This is a genomic window from Bradyrhizobium sp. i1.15.2, from assembly GCF_040548425.1.
In the GTDB taxonomy this organism is placed as follows: domain Bacteria; phylum Pseudomonadota; class Alphaproteobacteria; order Rhizobiales; family Xanthobacteraceae; genus Bradyrhizobium; species Bradyrhizobium canariense.
Genome location: NZ_JBEPRQ010000011.1, coordinates 33,077 through 46,935, shown reverse-complemented (window position 1 = coordinate 46,935; position 13,859 = coordinate 33,077). Strand labels below are relative to the sequence as shown.

Sequence of the window (13,859 nt, the reverse complement as noted above, 5' to 3'; positions counted from 1 at the left end):
AGACTAGAGAACATTGTCTGAAAGACCGGCTAGGATGGGCCTCAGCACGGTCTCAAAGACCCGCCCAAAATCACAGCAAGCAAGAACCGTCCAAGAAACGTCCAAAGGGAATCACACCATGCTCACGCGCCGCCACTTGATCGCGACCGCCGTCGCCGCACCCGCCATTCTCCGTTTCAGCACCGGCACCGCGCATGCCGCGACCACGCTGAAGATCTCGCATCAATTCCCGGGCGGCACCGTTGACAAGGGCGATTTCCGCGACCGGCTCTGCCGCATGTTCGCCGCCGAAGTCGCCAAGCGCAGCAACGGCGACATCGCCGCCGAAATCTATCCGAACTCCTCCCTGATCAAGACCAACGCGCAGTTCTCCGCGATGCGCAAGGGCGCGCTCGACATCAGCCTCTACCCGATGCCCTACGCCGGCGGCGAATTGCCGGAAACAAATATCGGCCTGATGCCGGGCCTCGTCACCACCTACGACCAGGGCATGCGCTGGAAGAAGGAGCCGGTCGGCAAGGCGTTGACCGACTTCCTCGCCGACAAGGGCATCATCCTGCTCAGCTGGGTGTGGCAGGCCGGCGGCGTCGCCAGCCGCTCCAAGCCGATCGTGGCCCCCGAAGATGCCAAGGGTCTCAAGGTGCGCGGCGGCTCGCGCGAGATGGACATGGTGCTGCAGACCGCCGGCGCATCCGTGCTGTCGGTGCCCTCGAACGAAATCTACGCAGCGATGCAGACGGGGGCCTGCGATGCCGGCATCACCTCCTCGACCAGCCTGATCTCGTTCCGCCTCGAAGAGGTCGCGAAATCGCTGACCTCGGGCGCAGGCGCGTCCTACTGGTTCATGCTCGAGCCGCTGATGATGTCGAAGGCGATCTTCGACAAGCTGCCGAAGAACCAGCAGGACGTCCTGCTCGCGGTCGGCACCGAGCTCGAAGCCTTCGGCCGCAAGGGCGCGCAGGACGACGACGTCGAGGTCGCCAAGGTCTACGAGAAGGCCGGCGCCAAGGTCTCGGCGCTCGATGCCGCGACCGTCGGCAAGTGGCGCGACATCGCCCGCGACACCGCATGGAAAGACTACGGCGCCAAGACCGCGACCTCGGCCAACCTGCTCAAGCTCGCGACCGACGTCGCCGCATGAGCCACGGTCCGCTTCCGGATCGTGACGACCAGGCCAACGCTGCCGCAAGGACTGGCCTTGCGGCGGCGATCGATCGCGGTCTCGCCATCCTCAACAACATCATCGTCGTGTTCGCCGCGATTGCGCTGATCGCCGCCTGCGCCATCCTGAGCTACAGCGTGCTCAGCCGCGCCTTGTTCAAGGCCGCCAATTACTGGCAGGACGAGGCTGCGGTGTTCCTGCTGGTCGGCGCCACCTTCATGACCGCCGCCTACGTACAGCAGAACCGCGGTCACATCGGCATCGAGGCCTTCGTCGGCCTGCTCTCGCCGCTGGCGAACCGGATCAGGCTGTGGCTGGTCGACGCCGTGACGCTTCTGTTCTGCGCTTTCTTCGCCTGGAAGTCGTGGACGCTGGCGCATGAAGCCTATGTCGACGGCCAGGTCTCGAACTCGATGTGGTCGCCGCCGCTGGCCATCCCCTATTCGCTGATGGCGTTCGGCATGAGCCTGCTCTGCGTCCAGATCTTCGTGCAGCTTGCGCTGCCTTTCGCTGGAGCCAGGCGTTCATGAGCGTTTTCGGTATCGGCCTCGCATACGGAATTGCGACGCTGGTCGTGATGTTTTCGGGCATGCCGATTGCGTTCGCGCTCGGCGCGGTCGCGGTCGTGTTCATGGGCATCTACATGCCCGCCGCCTCTCTCGATACGGTGACGCAGAACGTCTACGAGGAAATGGCCTCGATCACGCTGCTGTCGATCCCGCTCTTCATCCTGAAGGGCGCCGCGATCGGCAAGTCTCGCGCGGGCCAGGATCTCTATTCGGCTCTGCACGCCTGGCTGCACCGCGTCCCCGGCGGCCTCGGCGTCGCCAATGTGTTTGCCTGCGCGCTGTTTGCGGCGATGGCGGGCTCCTCGCCCGCGACCTGCTCGGCAATCGGCTCGGCTGGCATCCCCGAGATGCGCAAGCGCGGCTATTCCGGTGGTTTTGCCGCGGGCATCATCGCCGCCGGCGGCACGCTCGGCATTCTGCTCCCGCCGTCGATCACCATGATCCTGTTTGCGGTCGCCGCCGAAAAATCGCTGGGACGGCTGTTCCTCGCCGGCATCGGGCCCGGCCTGCTGCTGGTCTCGCTGTTCGGCGTCTACGCCGTGATCCGCTTCCGCCAGGAATACGCCGCGGCCGAAGCGATCTACAAGAACGGCGGGCCGGAAGCTGCGATCCTCGCCCGCGACGAGTACACGCTTGCGGAACGCTTCAGCGTGCTGCCACGCGTAATCCCCTTCGTGCTGCTGCTCACCGGCGTCATGATCGCGCTCTATGGCGGCTACGCCACGCCGTCGGAGACTGCCGGCCTCGGCGGTCTCCTGGCGCTGGCGCTGATCGCGGCGATCTACAGCGTGTGGCGGCCGAGCGACCTCGCCCCGATCCTGAAATCGACGATCCGGGAATCGACCATGCTGATGATGATCATCGGCATGTCGCTGCTCTATTCCTACGTGATGAGCTATCTGCACATCTCGCAATCGGCCGCCGAATCCGTCGTCGCGATGCATCTGCCGCGCTGGGGCCTCTTGTTCGCGATCCTCGTCATGGTCGTCGTGCTCGGCTTCTTCCTGCCGCCGGTCTCGATTATTCTCATGACCGCGCCGATCATCCTGCCGCCGCTCCGTGCCGCCAATTTCGACATCATCTGGTTCGGCGTCGTCATGACCATCGTGATGGAGATGGGACTGATCCATCCACCCGTCGGGCTCAACATCTTCGTCATCCGCAACGTCGCGCCGGACATTCCCCTGCGCGAGGTGATCTGGGGCACGCTTCCTTTCGTGCTCTTGATGATGCTCGCGGTGCTGCTGCTGTGCTTCGTGCCGGGCATCTCGACCGCACTGCCGGACCTGGTGATGGGGCCGGACGGGAGCAGGTAGCGGCAATCGCAAGTGCTGTAGGGTGGGCAAAGGCGCGCAGCGCCGTGCCCACCACCTCTCTGTGCTTCCGCGAAAAGTGGTGGGCACGCTTCGCTTTGCCCACCCTACCAGCGCGTCGATTACGACTCGCGCTTCCGCCGCGACTTCGGCGCGAGCGTGCCGCCACCCACCACCTGCAGCAGATCTTTGCGCACGGCTTCAATGTGACGCTCCAAAAACCGGCAGGCCTCCTCGATCTTCTGCGCGCGGCAGAGCGCGATCAGATGGGCATGCTCCTTCTCCGCCGTGCCCATCGCCTTGGTGTTGGAGAGCTGAAGCCGCGTGTAGCGGTCGCTGGTCTGGAGCAGTGACAGCACGATCGCCCGGGTGCGGGGCTGCGGCGCGTGGATGTAGAGCGCCATGTGGAAGTCGGCATTGAGCTGCCCCCATTCGCTGACGTTGCGGGCCTTGATCGCCTTCTCGAAGCTTTTGTGGATGTCGTCGAGCCCTGCGAAATCCTCCGCCGTGAACCGGGGAGCCGAGTGCGCCAGCAGCCGCGGCTCCAGGATCCGGCGCAGGTCGAAGACGTCGTTGATCTCGTCCAGTGACAGCTCGGAGACGATGGCGCCCTTCTGCGGAACGATCCGCACCAGGCCTTCCGCTTCGAGCTGAAACAGCGCCTCGCGCACGGGGATACGGCTGACGCCATAGGCCTCGCCGAGCGCATCCTGGCGCAGTTGCGATCCGGCCGGATAGGTCCCGTCGAGGATTGCTTGCCGGAGCTGGTCGACGATCGCAGCCGACAGGGTGCGATGCTTCAGAGGCAGTTTCATCCGATCTTCCGTCCCTCTCCGACTCGGCCGGCCGGAACGGTCCCTGTCTTGCATGTTGAGGTCATCGCGTCCCCGCAAAAAGCGCGTGCACGCCTTCGACGCAATCCGCGATTCCATTTGACAGCCAAAATGTATAAATTATACATTCGGCCATCGCACGACAAATCTTGCGGGCAATGGGGCCTCTTCATGATCGAGCAGACGATGCCGGCCACGCGCGCGTTCAGCGTTCGACGCATGGTCGTCCGCGCCTCCTGCGCCCTGCTCGCCGTCGAGCGGATCGCATTGATGGGCCTGATGTACCTGCTCACCGCCCTGATCCTGGTCAACGTCGTCACCCGCTACTCGCATTTCCCGATCTACTGGATCGACGAGTCCGCGGTCTATTGCGTGGTCTGGCTGACATTCGTCGGCGCCTCCGCGATGACGCGGCTGCGGCTCGATTTCGCGGTGACGATGCTGACGGAACGTCTTTCGCTCCGCGCCCAGAAGATCGCGAAGGTGATCTCGACCGGCCTCGTCGTCGTGTTCGGTCTCGCCCTGATCGTCACCTGCGTGCTTTGGATGGACCCGATTGGCCTCGCCCGCGCCGGCTTCGACGGGCGCAAGCTGGCGGCCCAGACCTTCAATTTCCTCTACACGGAGCATACCCAGACGCTGAACTGGCCGACCTGGGTGCTCTATCTGACGCTGCCGATCTTCGCGGTGTCGATGACCGTGCATGGTCTCGCCAATTTGCTGGAAGATCTCGAACTGGTCCCGCGCATCCCACCGAAGGGCTTTGCGCTCTCCGAGCTCGACGGGGTCAACTGATGATCACGTCGGCAGCCTTCCTCGCGATCATGCTGGTCGGCGTACCGATCGGTCTCTGCCTGTGTCTCGCCGGCCTGGTCTACATCGCCGCATCCGGCAATCCGGTGCTGTTCCAGTCCTATCCGCTCCAGCTGTTCGGCGGCGTCGACAGCTACGGCCTGATCGCGATCCCGCTCTTCATCCTGATCGGCGAGATCATGAACGGCGGCGGCATCACGCGGCGCATCGTCGACATGGCGATGGCCTTCGTCGGCTCGCTCAAGGGCGGCCTCGCCTACGTCAACATCCTCGCCAACATGTTCATCTCCTCGATCCTGGGGTCAGCGACCGCACAGGTCGCGATCATGGCCCAGATCATGGTGCCGGAGATGGAGAAGAAGGGCTACGACAAGACGTTTGCGGCGGGCTTGACCGCCTATGGCGGCATGCTCGGTCCGATCATTCCGCCCTCGGTGATGTTCGTGGTCTACAGCGTGCTCGCACAGGTCTCGGTCAGCGACATGCTGATCGCCGGCATCGTGCCCGGCGTGATCCTCACGGTGATGTTTTGTGTCGTCATTGCGCTGATGGGATACGTCTACAACTATCCGCGCGCCGACTATCAGACGCCGCGGCAGCGCGTGGCGACGATCCTGCGGACCTCGCCCACCCTACTGATCCCGATCGTCATCGTCGGCACCATCCTCGGCGGTCTCGCCAACGCGACGGAATCCGCCGCCGTCGGCGCCGTTGCCGCAGCCCTGGTCGGAAAGTTCTGGACCAGGGAGTTCGAATTCTCGCAGTTGCCGCAGATGATGCTGCGCAGCGCGATCTATTCGGCGATCGTGCTGTTCCTGGTGGCCGCCGCGGCGGTGTTCTCCTGGGTGCTGATCTTCGGCAAGGTGCCGCAGGAAACCGCCGCCTGGATCCAGACGGCCGCCAAGGACCCGATCAGCTTCATGCTGATCTGCAATGTCATCCTGCTGGTGATCGGCACCGTCATCGACGGCATTCCCGGCCTGATCATGACGGTGCCGATCTTGCTGCCTGTTGCAACCGACGTCTATCACATCGATCCCAGGCATTTCGGCGTCGTGGTGGTGATCAACCTCGTGCTCGGCCTGTTGTCGCCGCCGGTCGGGCTCTGCTTCTTCGTCGCGGCCGCTGTCACCGGCGCCAAGCCCGGCAAGATGTTCATGGTGACGCTGCCGTTCTTCGTCATCTCCTGCGTCCTGCTGGTGCTGCTCTCGCTCTATCCGTCACTCTCGCTGATCCTGATCAAATAGGCCCGTCCAAAAGGAAGCCCGACCATGCCGCTTTCACGCCGCCGCTTTCTCGCAGCCAGCGCCGCCGCATCGGTGTTCGCGCCGTCGTTGGCGCTCGCCCAGGCCAAGGAATTCCGTCTCGGCCTGATTACGCCGAACGGCCATTCCTGGAACAAGGCTGCGCTCAAATTCGGTGAAGATCTCAAGGCGGCGACCAACGGCCGCCTGACCCTGACCGTATTTCACTCCGGCCAGCTCGGCAACGAGCCCGCGATGATGCAGCAATTGCAGTCCGGCGCGCTCGACATGGGCTTCGTCCAGGCCGCAGAGCTCGGCTCGCGCGTGCCGCACATTGCAGCGATCAATGCGCCCTACATCGTCCGCTCGACGCCCGCAGTGGCGAAATTCGTACGGCATCCGGCGGCGGTGAAGCTGTTCGAGGTGCTGCCGCAGGAGACCGGAACGATCGGGCTCGGCTGGGGCATCACCGGCATGCGGGCGGTATTCTCCTCAAAGGACCTGACTTCGCTCGCCGACATCAAAGGCATGAAGCTGCGCATCAATCCGACGCCGGTCTATCGCGATTTCTATTCCTCGCTGGGTGCAGCTCCGACGCCGATCCCGACGCCGCAGGTGTTCGACGCGATGGCCAATGGCCAGGTCGACGGTCTCGAGGCTGATCTCGAATTCTCCTGGAACCAGCGCTTCGACAAGGTGTCGAAGGTGATCCTGCAGATGAACGCCGTCTTCATGCCGATGGCCGCAGTGCTCTCGGGCCGGGTCTGGCAGTCGCTCCCCGCCGCCGACCGCGAGCTGATCGCCAAGACCGTCAAGTCGACGCTGGATGCGCAGATCGACGAATTGGCCTCCAACGAGCCCGCGCTGATCGAGAATTTCCGCAATGCCCCGATCCCGATCCGCCAGGTGCCGGCCGGCGATACCGAAGCCGTCATTGCCGAGTTCGACAAGATCTGGCTGCCGAAGGCGCCCGTCCTCGCCGAGCTGCGCAAGGTCGGCGCCACGCTCTGACCCCAACCGCCATCCCCTTCCAAGAACCCCGGCGGATCCAGCCCCCCGCCGGCCAAATCCACTCGGAGTCAAATCATGAGCCGCCGCGTTTCCTGGGAGGGCGTCTTCCCGGCCGTCACCACGCAATTCCACGACGATCTCTCGCTCGACATCGACGCGACCGCGAAGGTGATGGACGGACTGATCCGTGATGGCGTCTCCGGCCTGATCGTCTGCGGCTCGGTCGGCGAGAACACCTCGCTGGAGCGCAAGGAGAAGGTCGCGATCATGGAGACGGCGAAATCCGTTGCGGCCGGCCGCGTGCCCGTGCTGTGCGGCATCGCCGAATTCACCACGGCCTTCGCAGTCGAAACCGCGAAGGAGGCCGCGCGCGTCGGCATCGACGGCGTGATGGTGATGCCGGCCCTGGTCTATTCGTCCAAGCCGCACGAGACCGCCGCGCATTTCCGCGCCGTCGCCACCGCGACGGACCTGCCGGTGATGCTCTACAACAATCCGCCGATCTACAAGAACGACGTCACCCCCGACATTCTGGCCACGCTCGCCGACGTCGAGACCGTCGTCTGCTTCAAGGATTCCTCGGGCGACACAAGGCGCTTCATCGACACCAGGAACATGGTCGGCGATCGCTTCGTGCTGTTCGCCGGCCTCGACGACGTCATCGTCGAGAGCATCGCCATGGGCGCCGTGGGGTGGGTGTCCGGCATGTCGAACGCCTTTCCGCGCGAGGGCGAGACGCTGTTTCGCCTGGCCAAGGCCGGACGCTATGCCGAGGCGATGCCGCTCTACGAATGGTTCATGCCGCTCTTGCATCTCGACGCACGCCCGGACCTCGTCCAGTGCATCAAGCTGTGCGAGCACATCATGGGCCGCGGCACCGCGCTGACCCGCCCGCCCCGCCTCGCGCTGCTGCCGCAGGAGAAGGCCGAGGTCGAGGCGATGATGGCCAAGGCGCTCAAGAGCCGGCCGCGCCTGCCCGATGTTGGGTTGAAGGCAGCCTGAGCGCACGTAGGGTGGGCAAAGCGAAGCGTGCCCACCACTGAGATCGAAATCGTGGAAAGATGGTGGGCACGGCGCTATGCGCCTTTGCCCACCCTACGAAGCTGCCCGCTTCTTCCTTGCATTCAGTGCGGACGCCACGCGGCTCACGGGCGGTTTGCCGAGCACGCGACTCATCTCGTTCGTGACAGCCAGCAGCTTCTCCATATCAACGCCGGTCCTGATTCCCATGCCCTCGAGCATGTAGACGACGTCCTCGGTCGCAACGTTGCCCGTCGCGCCCGGCGCGTAGGGGCAGCCGCCGAGGCCGCCGGCGGCGGCATCGATGACGTGGACGCCTTCCTCCATCCCCGCATACAGATTGGCGAGCGCCTGGCCGTAGGTGTCGTGGAAATGCATCGAGAGATTGGCGGGCGGGATGTTGGCGCTGACCGCGCGCAGCATCTCCTTGGCTTTATCAGGCGTGCCGACGCCGATGGTGTCGCCGAGCGAGATTTCGTAGCAGCCGAGCTCCCACAGCGTGGTGGCGAGATCGGCGACGGCTTTCGGCTTGATCTCGCCGTCGAAGGGACAGCCCAGCACGCAGGAGATATAGCCGCGTACCTTGACACCATCAGCCTTGGCGCGCGCCAGCACCGGCTTGAACCGTTCGATGGACTCCGCGACCGTGCAATTGATGTTGGCCCGCGAAAAGCCTTCGGAAACCGCGGCGAACACCGAGACGATCTTGGCGCCGGCCGCGCGCGCGGCGTCATAGCCCTTCTCGTTCGGCACCAGCACGTGGAATTCGGCACCGGTCAAATGGCTGACGCCGCGCAGCACGGCATCCGAGCTCGCCATCTGCGGGATCGCCTTGGGCGAGACGAAGGCGCCGACCTCGACCGTATTGAGGCCAGCCGCGACCAGCGCCTCGATGAAGGCGATCCGCGCCTCGACGCTGACCGCCGTCTTCTCGTTCTGCAGGCCGTCGCGGGGCCCCATTTCGATGATGCGGACGGGGTCGCTCATCTCATTCTCCGGAAGGCTCGACCACGGCGAGCTCGATGCCCTCCTGGACGATGTCGCCGACCTTGCATTTGATCGACTTCAGCACGCCGGCATAGGGCGCGCGCAGCGTCTGCTCCATCTTCATCACTTCCAGCGTCAGGATCGGCGCGCCCTTCTCGAGCTTGGCCCCCTCCTCCGCCAGCACGGCGACGACGGTGCCCGGCAAGGGCGCTGCGATCTTATCCGCGCCGGCCTGCTCCTCGGTCTCGCCGCCGAACGGATCGACCCAATGCAGGTCGAAGCGCCCGTTGCGCGTGCGCAAATACAGCTCATGACCGTCGATCACGGCCGCGACCGACGATTTGACGCCGTCGAGAGTCAGATCGAAGCCGCCGTCGCGAGGCGCAATCGCAAACGCCAGCTCGCGTTCGCCGATCACCAGTGTGGACGGGCCGCTGCCGTAGTTCAGCACAACCTTCTGCTCGGGTCCGTGGCCAACGCGGAACGTAAAGTTGCGCTGGCGGCGGCCGACCGGCATCCAGCCAAAGGTTTGCCAGGGCGAATTCGCGTCCGCCTGCGCAGCCTGCCGCTCGTTGTTGATCACAGCGGCCACGGCGGCGCAGAGCTCGAGCTCGCCGGGCGCCGGCGGTGCCTGCGTCAGGACCGCAAGCTCGCGTTCGATGAAGCCGGTGTCGATCGCGTTCGCTCTCACCTTCGGATGCGTCATCAGCGCCGACAGGAACGGGATGTTGCTGACGATCCCGCGGACGTCGGACTCTTCCAGCCCGCGGTTCAGCCGCTCGATCGCGACCTCCCGCGTCGGCGCCCAGGCGATCATCTTCGCTAGCATCGCATCGTAGTACGGCGAGACGGCGTCGCCCTCGCGATAGCCAGCGTCGATGCGCAGGCCGCCGGTTTCCGCGGGCAACCGCCAGGTCGAGATCTTGCCGACCGAAGGCATGAAGTTCTTGGTCGGGTTCTCCGCGTAGACCCGAGCCTCAACCGCATGTCCGTTGAGCTTGATCTGATCTTGTTTGAGCGGCAGCGCCTCGCCGAAGGCGACCCGCAACTGCCACTCGACCAGATCGATCCCGGTGATCAGCTCGGTCACGGGATGCTCGACCTGAAGGCGCGTGTTCATCTCGATGAAGAACACGTCCTTGCCGTCGGAGACGAACTCGATGGTGCCGGCGCCGACATAGTTGACGGCTCCGGCCGCCTTTCGCGCAGCGGCGCAGACCGTCTCGCGCTGGGCCGCATTGAGCGTCGGCGACGGCGCCTCCTCGATCACCTTCTGGTGCCGCCGCTGCAACGTGCATTCGCGCTCGAACAGCGAGAGCAGATTGCCATGGCTATCGCCGACGATCTGCACCTCGATATGGCGGGGGTTATCGACGTATTTTTCGATCAGCATGCGGTCGTCGCCGAACGCGGCTTTTGCTTCCCGCTTCGCGCTGACGATTGCAGGCGCAAGTTCATCCACGGAGCGAACGATGCGCATGCCACGGCCGCCGCCGCCGGCGGACGCCTTTACCAGAATGGGGAAACCGACTTTCTCGGCCGCCTTCGCCAGCGTCGCATCGTCCTGGGCCTCGCCGTGATAGCCGGGCACCAGCGGTACGCCGGCCTTCTCCATCAGCGCCTTGGAGCCGGACTTCGAGCCCATCGCGGTCATCATCGCGGCGGTCGGGCCGACGAAGACCAGGCCGGCGTCGAAGCACGCCTGCGCAAACTCGGCGTTCTCAGATAGGAAGCCGTAGCCGGGATGGACCGCCTCCGCGCCGGTCTTTCGCGCGGCCCCGATCAGCCGCTCGACATTGAGATAGCTGTCGCGAGCGCGTGCGGGTCCGAGCAGTACGGCCTCGTCGGCGAGCGCGACATGCATCGCCTCGCGGTCGGCCTCGGAATAGACCGCGACGGTGCGCAGGCCCATGGCGCGCGCGGTGCGGATCACCCGGCAGGCGATCTCGCCGCGGTTGGCGATCAGGAGCGTGCGAAAACGACGGTAGAGCTTTGAGCGGTCCATCGCATCACATCCTGAACAGGCCAAATTTCGTCGGCTCGATCGGCGCATTCGACGCGGCCGAGAGGCCAAGGCCGAGCACCAGCCTTGTATCGGCCGGGTCGATCACGCCGTCGTCCCAGAGCCGCGCGGTCGCGTAATACGGGTGCCCCTGGCTCTCATATTGCGCGCGGATCGGCTCGCGGAATTTATCTTCGTCTTCTTTCGACCAGCTGTCGCCCTTGGCCTCGATATTGTCGCGGCGGACCTGGCTCAGCACCATCGAGGCCTGCTCGCCGCCCATCACCGAGATGCGGGCGTTCGGCCACATCCAGAGGAAGCGCGGTGAGTAGGCGCGACCGCACATGCCGTAATTGCCGGCGCCATAGGAGCCGCCGATCACGACGGTGAATTTCGGCACCGACGCCGTCGCGACCGCCGTCACCAGCTTGGCGCCGTCACGCGCGATGCCGCCGGCCTCGTACTTCTTGCCGACCATGAAGCCGGTAATGTTCTGCAAAAACACCAGCGGAATGCCGCGCTGGCAGCACAGCTCGATGAAATGCGCCCCCTTCAGCGAACTTTCACTGAAGAGAATGCCGTTGTTGGCGATGATGCCAACCGGAAAACCCCAGATGTGAGCGAAGCCGCACACCAGCGTCGTGCCGTAGAGCTTCTTGAACTCGTCGAATTCGGAGCCATCAACCACGCGCGCAATGATGTCGCGCACGTCGAACGGCTTGCGCCCGTCGACGGGCACCACGCCGTAGATCTCCTCCGCCGCAAACAAGGGATCACGCGCCGGATGCATGTTGAGGTTCGGTCGCACCGATGGTTTCAGCGTGCCGACAATGCGGCGGGCGATGCCGATCGCGTGCGCGTCGTTCTGGGCGTAATGATCGGTCACGCCCGATTGCCGCGAATGCACGTCGGCGCCGCCGAGCTCTTCCGCGGTCACCACTTCGCCCGTCGCCGCTTTCACCAGCGGCGGCCCGCCGAGGAAGATGGTGCCTTGATTGCGCACGATGATGCTCTCGTCCGACATCGCGGGGACATAGGCGCCGCCGGCCGTGCAGGAGCCCATCACGATGGCAATCTGCGGGATGCCTTGCGACGACATCTGGGCCTGGTTGTAGAAGATGCGGCCGAAATGACGCTCGTCCGGAAAGATCTCGTCCTGCAGCGGCAGGAAGGCGCCGCCGGAATCCACCATGTAGACGCAGGGAAGATTGTTCTGCCGCGCCACGTCCTGCGCGCGCAGATGCTTCTTCACGGTCATGGGATAGTAGGTGCCGCCCTTGATGGTGGCATCGTTGGCAATGATCACGCATTCGCGACCCGCGATGCGCCCGACCCCGGTGACAACGCTGGCCGAATGCACGTCGCCGCCATAGAGGCCATAGGCCGCGAGCGGCGACAGCTCCATGAACGCGGTGCCGGGATCGACCAAGAGGTCGACGCGCTCCCGCGCCAGCATCTTGCCGCGCGAGGTATGGCGGTTGCGCGAGACCTCACCGCCGCCGCCGGCGACCTGGCTCAGCTTTTCGCGCAGATCCGCGACGAGGCTGCGCATGGCCTCGGAATTGCGTGCAAAGTCCGACGAAGACGTATCGATGCTGGAATGGAGCGGCATGTTGATTCCAATTGCGTGAAGGTTTTAAGCCGTCTCAGCCATCAATTCGCGGCCGATCAGCATGCGGCGGACCTCGGAAGTCCCCGCGCCGATCTCGTAGAGCTTGGCGTCGCGCCAGAGCCGTCCGACCGGAAATTCGGAGGTGTAGCCGACCCCGCCAAGCGCCTGGATCGCCTCGCCCGCCATCCACGTCGCCTTCTCCGCGGAATAGAGGATCGCAGCCGCCGCATCCTTGCGCAAGCTGCGTGCGTGATCGGCGCGGTCGCAGGCACGCCCCACCGCATAGACATAGGCGCGCGTGGCCTGCCAGGTCGCGTACATGTCGGCGAGCTTGCCCTGCATGAGCTGGAAGTCGCCGATCGGCTGGCCGAACTGCTTGCGCTCGTGCATGTAGGGCACCACCGCGTCCATGCAGGCCGCCATGATCCCGAGCGGGCCGCCGGAGAGGACCGTGCGCTCATAGTCGAGGCCGGACATCAGCACCCTGACGCCCTCGCCGACCCTGCCAAGCACGTTCTCCTCCGGCACCTCGCATTCGTCGAAGAACAGTGGATAGGTGTTGGAGCCGCGCATGCCGAGCTTGTCGAGATGCTGGCCGTGGCTGAAGCCCTTGGCCCCCTTCTCGACCAGGAAGGCGGTCATGCCGCGCGGGCCCGCTTCCGGATCGGTCTTGGCATAGACCACCAGCACGTCGGCATCGCCGCCATTGGTGATCCACATCTTCGAGCCGTTGAGCACGTAGCGGTCGCCGCGCTTGTCGGCGCGCAGTTTCATGGACACAACGTCGGAGCCGGCGCCGGGCTCGGACATCGCGAGCGCGCCGACATACTCGCCGGAGATCAACTTCGGCAGATAACGCTCGCGCTGCGCATCACTGCCGTTGCGGCGGATCTGGTTGACGCAGAGATTGGAATGGGCACCGTAGGAGAGACCGACCGCGGCCGAGCCGCGCGAAATCTCCTCCATCGCGACGATATGGGCGAGATAGCCCATGTTGGAGCCGCCATATTGCTCCGGCGCGGTCATGCCAAGCAGGCCGAGGTCGCCGAGGCGCTTCCAGAGGTCCGCCGGGAACAGATTGGCTTTCTCGATATCGGCGGCACGCGGGGCGATCTCCGCCTCCACGAAGGCGCGCAGCGTGTCGCGCAGCATGCCGATATCTTCGCCCAGATCGAAATCGATGCTCGGAATATTCAAGGCGATTCCTCCGTCTTTTGGGGACCGAACCTAGCGGCATCGGGGCCCTTCTGCGGTCGAAAAGGTTGCATTTTCCGCCAAACTTGGCGAGGATTT

12 protein-coding genes are annotated in these 13,859 nt (G+C 64.8%); 7 read left to right on the top strand and 5 right to left on the bottom strand.

From position 1 onward, the window contains the following. The first annotated feature begins 118 nt into the window (after window positions 1–118). The 3 genes from ABIB80_RS20685 to ABIB80_RS20675 are packed head-to-tail and all read left to right on the top strand — an operon-like array spanning window position 119 to window position 3,047. Entirely contained in the window at window positions 119–1,141 is a 1,023-nt protein-coding gene (locus ABIB80_RS20685) for a TRAP transporter substrate-binding protein (RefSeq protein ID WP_007591303.1), read from the top strand. Next, complete coding sequence (locus ABIB80_RS20680) at window positions 1,138–1,692, top strand: TRAP transporter small permease (protein ID WP_007591315.1); 555 nt, start codon at window positions 1,138–1,140, stop codon at window positions 1,690–1,692. The genes ABIB80_RS20685 and ABIB80_RS20680 overlap by 4 nt, the downstream gene beginning before the upstream one ends. Then, window positions 1,689–3,047: a TRAP transporter large permease gene (locus tag ABIB80_RS20675; protein ID WP_007591317.1), complete on the top strand. Its 1,359-nt coding sequence runs from the start codon at window positions 1,689–1,691 to the stop codon at window positions 3,045–3,047. The genes ABIB80_RS20680 and ABIB80_RS20675 overlap by 4 nt, the downstream gene beginning before the upstream one ends. A 119-nt stretch (window positions 3,048–3,166) precedes the next feature. Here ABIB80_RS20675 and ABIB80_RS20670 read toward each other — a convergent pair whose 3' ends face one another. Then, window positions 3,167–3,859, bottom strand: coding sequence for a GntR family transcriptional regulator (locus ABIB80_RS20670; RefSeq protein ID WP_219680198.1), 693 nt, complete (start codon window positions 3,857–3,859; stop codon window positions 3,167–3,169). A gap of 204 nt (window positions 3,860–4,063) precedes the next feature. Here ABIB80_RS20670 and ABIB80_RS20665 point away from each other — a divergent pair, with 204 nt between their 5' ends. The 4 genes from ABIB80_RS20665 to ABIB80_RS20650 all read left to right on the top strand — a co-directional run bounded on the left by ABIB80_RS20665 (window position 4,064) and on the right by ABIB80_RS20650 (window position 7,947). Beyond that, window positions 4,064–4,672, top strand: a complete 609-nt coding sequence (locus ABIB80_RS20665) for a TRAP transporter small permease (protein WP_219680318.1) — start codon at window positions 4,064–4,066, stop codon at window positions 4,670–4,672. After that, window positions 4,672–5,937: a TRAP transporter large permease gene (locus ABIB80_RS20660; RefSeq protein ID WP_007591322.1), complete on the top strand. Its 1,266-nt coding sequence runs from the start codon at window positions 4,672–4,674 to the stop codon at window positions 5,935–5,937. Before ABIB80_RS20665 ends, ABIB80_RS20660 begins: the two co-directional genes overlap by 1 nt. A 24-nt stretch (window positions 5,938–5,961) precedes the next feature. Further along, window positions 5,962–6,945 carry a TRAP transporter substrate-binding protein gene (locus ABIB80_RS20655; protein WP_219680202.1) on the top strand — a complete coding sequence of 328 codons (984 nt, stop codon included), beginning with the start codon at window positions 5,962–5,964 and terminating at the stop codon, window positions 6,943–6,945. A 75-nt stretch (window positions 6,946–7,020) separates the two neighbouring features. Then, complete coding sequence (locus ABIB80_RS20650; RefSeq protein ID WP_007591326.1) at window positions 7,021–7,947, top strand: dihydrodipicolinate synthase family protein; 927 nt, start codon at window positions 7,021–7,023, stop codon at window positions 7,945–7,947. A gap of 93 nt (window positions 7,948–8,040) precedes the next feature. On the opposite strand, the gene ABIB80_RS20645 is transcribed toward ABIB80_RS20650, so the two are convergent. Genes ABIB80_RS20645 through ABIB80_RS20630 form a run of 4 tightly spaced genes read right to left on the bottom strand, consistent with a single transcriptional unit; the run spans window position 8,041 to window position 13,718 of the window. Then, window positions 8,041–8,952, bottom strand: a complete 912-nt coding sequence (locus ABIB80_RS20645; protein ID WP_219680205.1) for a hydroxymethylglutaryl-CoA lyase — start codon at window positions 8,950–8,952, stop codon at window positions 8,041–8,043. A 1-nt stretch (window position 8,953) separates the two neighbouring features. Further along, window positions 8,954–10,957: an acetyl/propionyl/methylcrotonyl-CoA carboxylase subunit alpha gene (locus ABIB80_RS20640; RefSeq protein WP_219680208.1), complete on the bottom strand. Its 2,004-nt coding sequence runs from the start codon at window positions 10,955–10,957 to the stop codon at window positions 8,954–8,956. Window positions 10,958–10,961: 4 nt separating this feature from the next. After that, window positions 10,962–12,566 (bottom strand): carboxyl transferase domain-containing protein, encoded by a 1,605-nt coding sequence (locus tag ABIB80_RS20635; protein ID WP_354128214.1) that lies wholly within the window; start codon window positions 12,564–12,566, stop codon window positions 10,962–10,964. A gap of 24 nt (window positions 12,567–12,590) precedes the next feature. Next, entirely contained in the window at window positions 12,591–13,718 is a 1,128-nt protein-coding gene (locus tag ABIB80_RS20630) for an isovaleryl-CoA dehydrogenase (RefSeq protein ID WP_502918734.1), read from the bottom strand. Between the last annotated feature and the right edge of the window lie 141 nt (window positions 13,719–13,859).

Excerpts from the sequence above, each read along its gene's own strand:
- ABIB80_RS20685 (WP_007591303.1), top strand. The coding sequence starts at position 119 with ATGCTCACGCGCCGCCACTTGATCGCGACCGCCGTCGCCGCACCCGCC.
- ABIB80_RS20680 (WP_007591315.1), top strand. The coding sequence starts at position 1,138 with ATGAGCCACGGTCCGCTTCCGGATCGTGACGACCAGGCCAACGCTGCC.
- ABIB80_RS20675 (WP_007591317.1), top strand. The coding sequence starts at position 1,689 with ATGAGCGTTTTCGGTATCGGCCTCGCATACGGAATTGCGACGCTGGTC.
- ABIB80_RS20670 (WP_219680198.1), bottom strand. The coding sequence starts at position 3,859 with ATGAAACTGCCTCTGAAGCATCGCACCCTGTCGGCTGCGATCGTCGAC.
- ABIB80_RS20665 (WP_219680318.1), top strand. The coding sequence starts at position 4,064 with ATGCCGGCCACGCGCGCGTTCAGCGTTCGACGCATGGTCGTCCGCGCC.
- ABIB80_RS20660 (WP_007591322.1), top strand. The coding sequence starts at position 4,672 with ATGATCACGTCGGCAGCCTTCCTCGCGATCATGCTGGTCGGCGTACCG.
- ABIB80_RS20655 (WP_219680202.1), top strand. The coding sequence starts at position 5,962 with ATGCCGCTTTCACGCCGCCGCTTTCTCGCAGCCAGCGCCGCCGCATCG.
- ABIB80_RS20650 (WP_007591326.1), top strand. The coding sequence starts at position 7,021 with ATGAGCCGCCGCGTTTCCTGGGAGGGCGTCTTCCCGGCCGTCACCACG.
- ABIB80_RS20645 (WP_219680205.1), bottom strand. The coding sequence starts at position 8,952 with ATGAGCGACCCCGTCCGCATCATCGAAATGGGGCCCCGCGACGGCCTG.
- ABIB80_RS20640 (WP_219680208.1), bottom strand. The coding sequence starts at position 10,957 with ATGGACCGCTCAAAGCTCTACCGTCGTTTTCGCACGCTCCTGATCGCC.
- ABIB80_RS20635 (WP_354128214.1), bottom strand. The coding sequence starts at position 12,566 with ATGCCGCTCCATTCCAGCATCGATACGTCTTCGTCGGACTTTGCACGC.
- ABIB80_RS20630 (WP_502918734.1), bottom strand. The coding sequence starts at position 13,718 with ATGCTGCGCGACACGCTGCGCGCCTTCGTGGAGGCGGAGATCGCCCCG.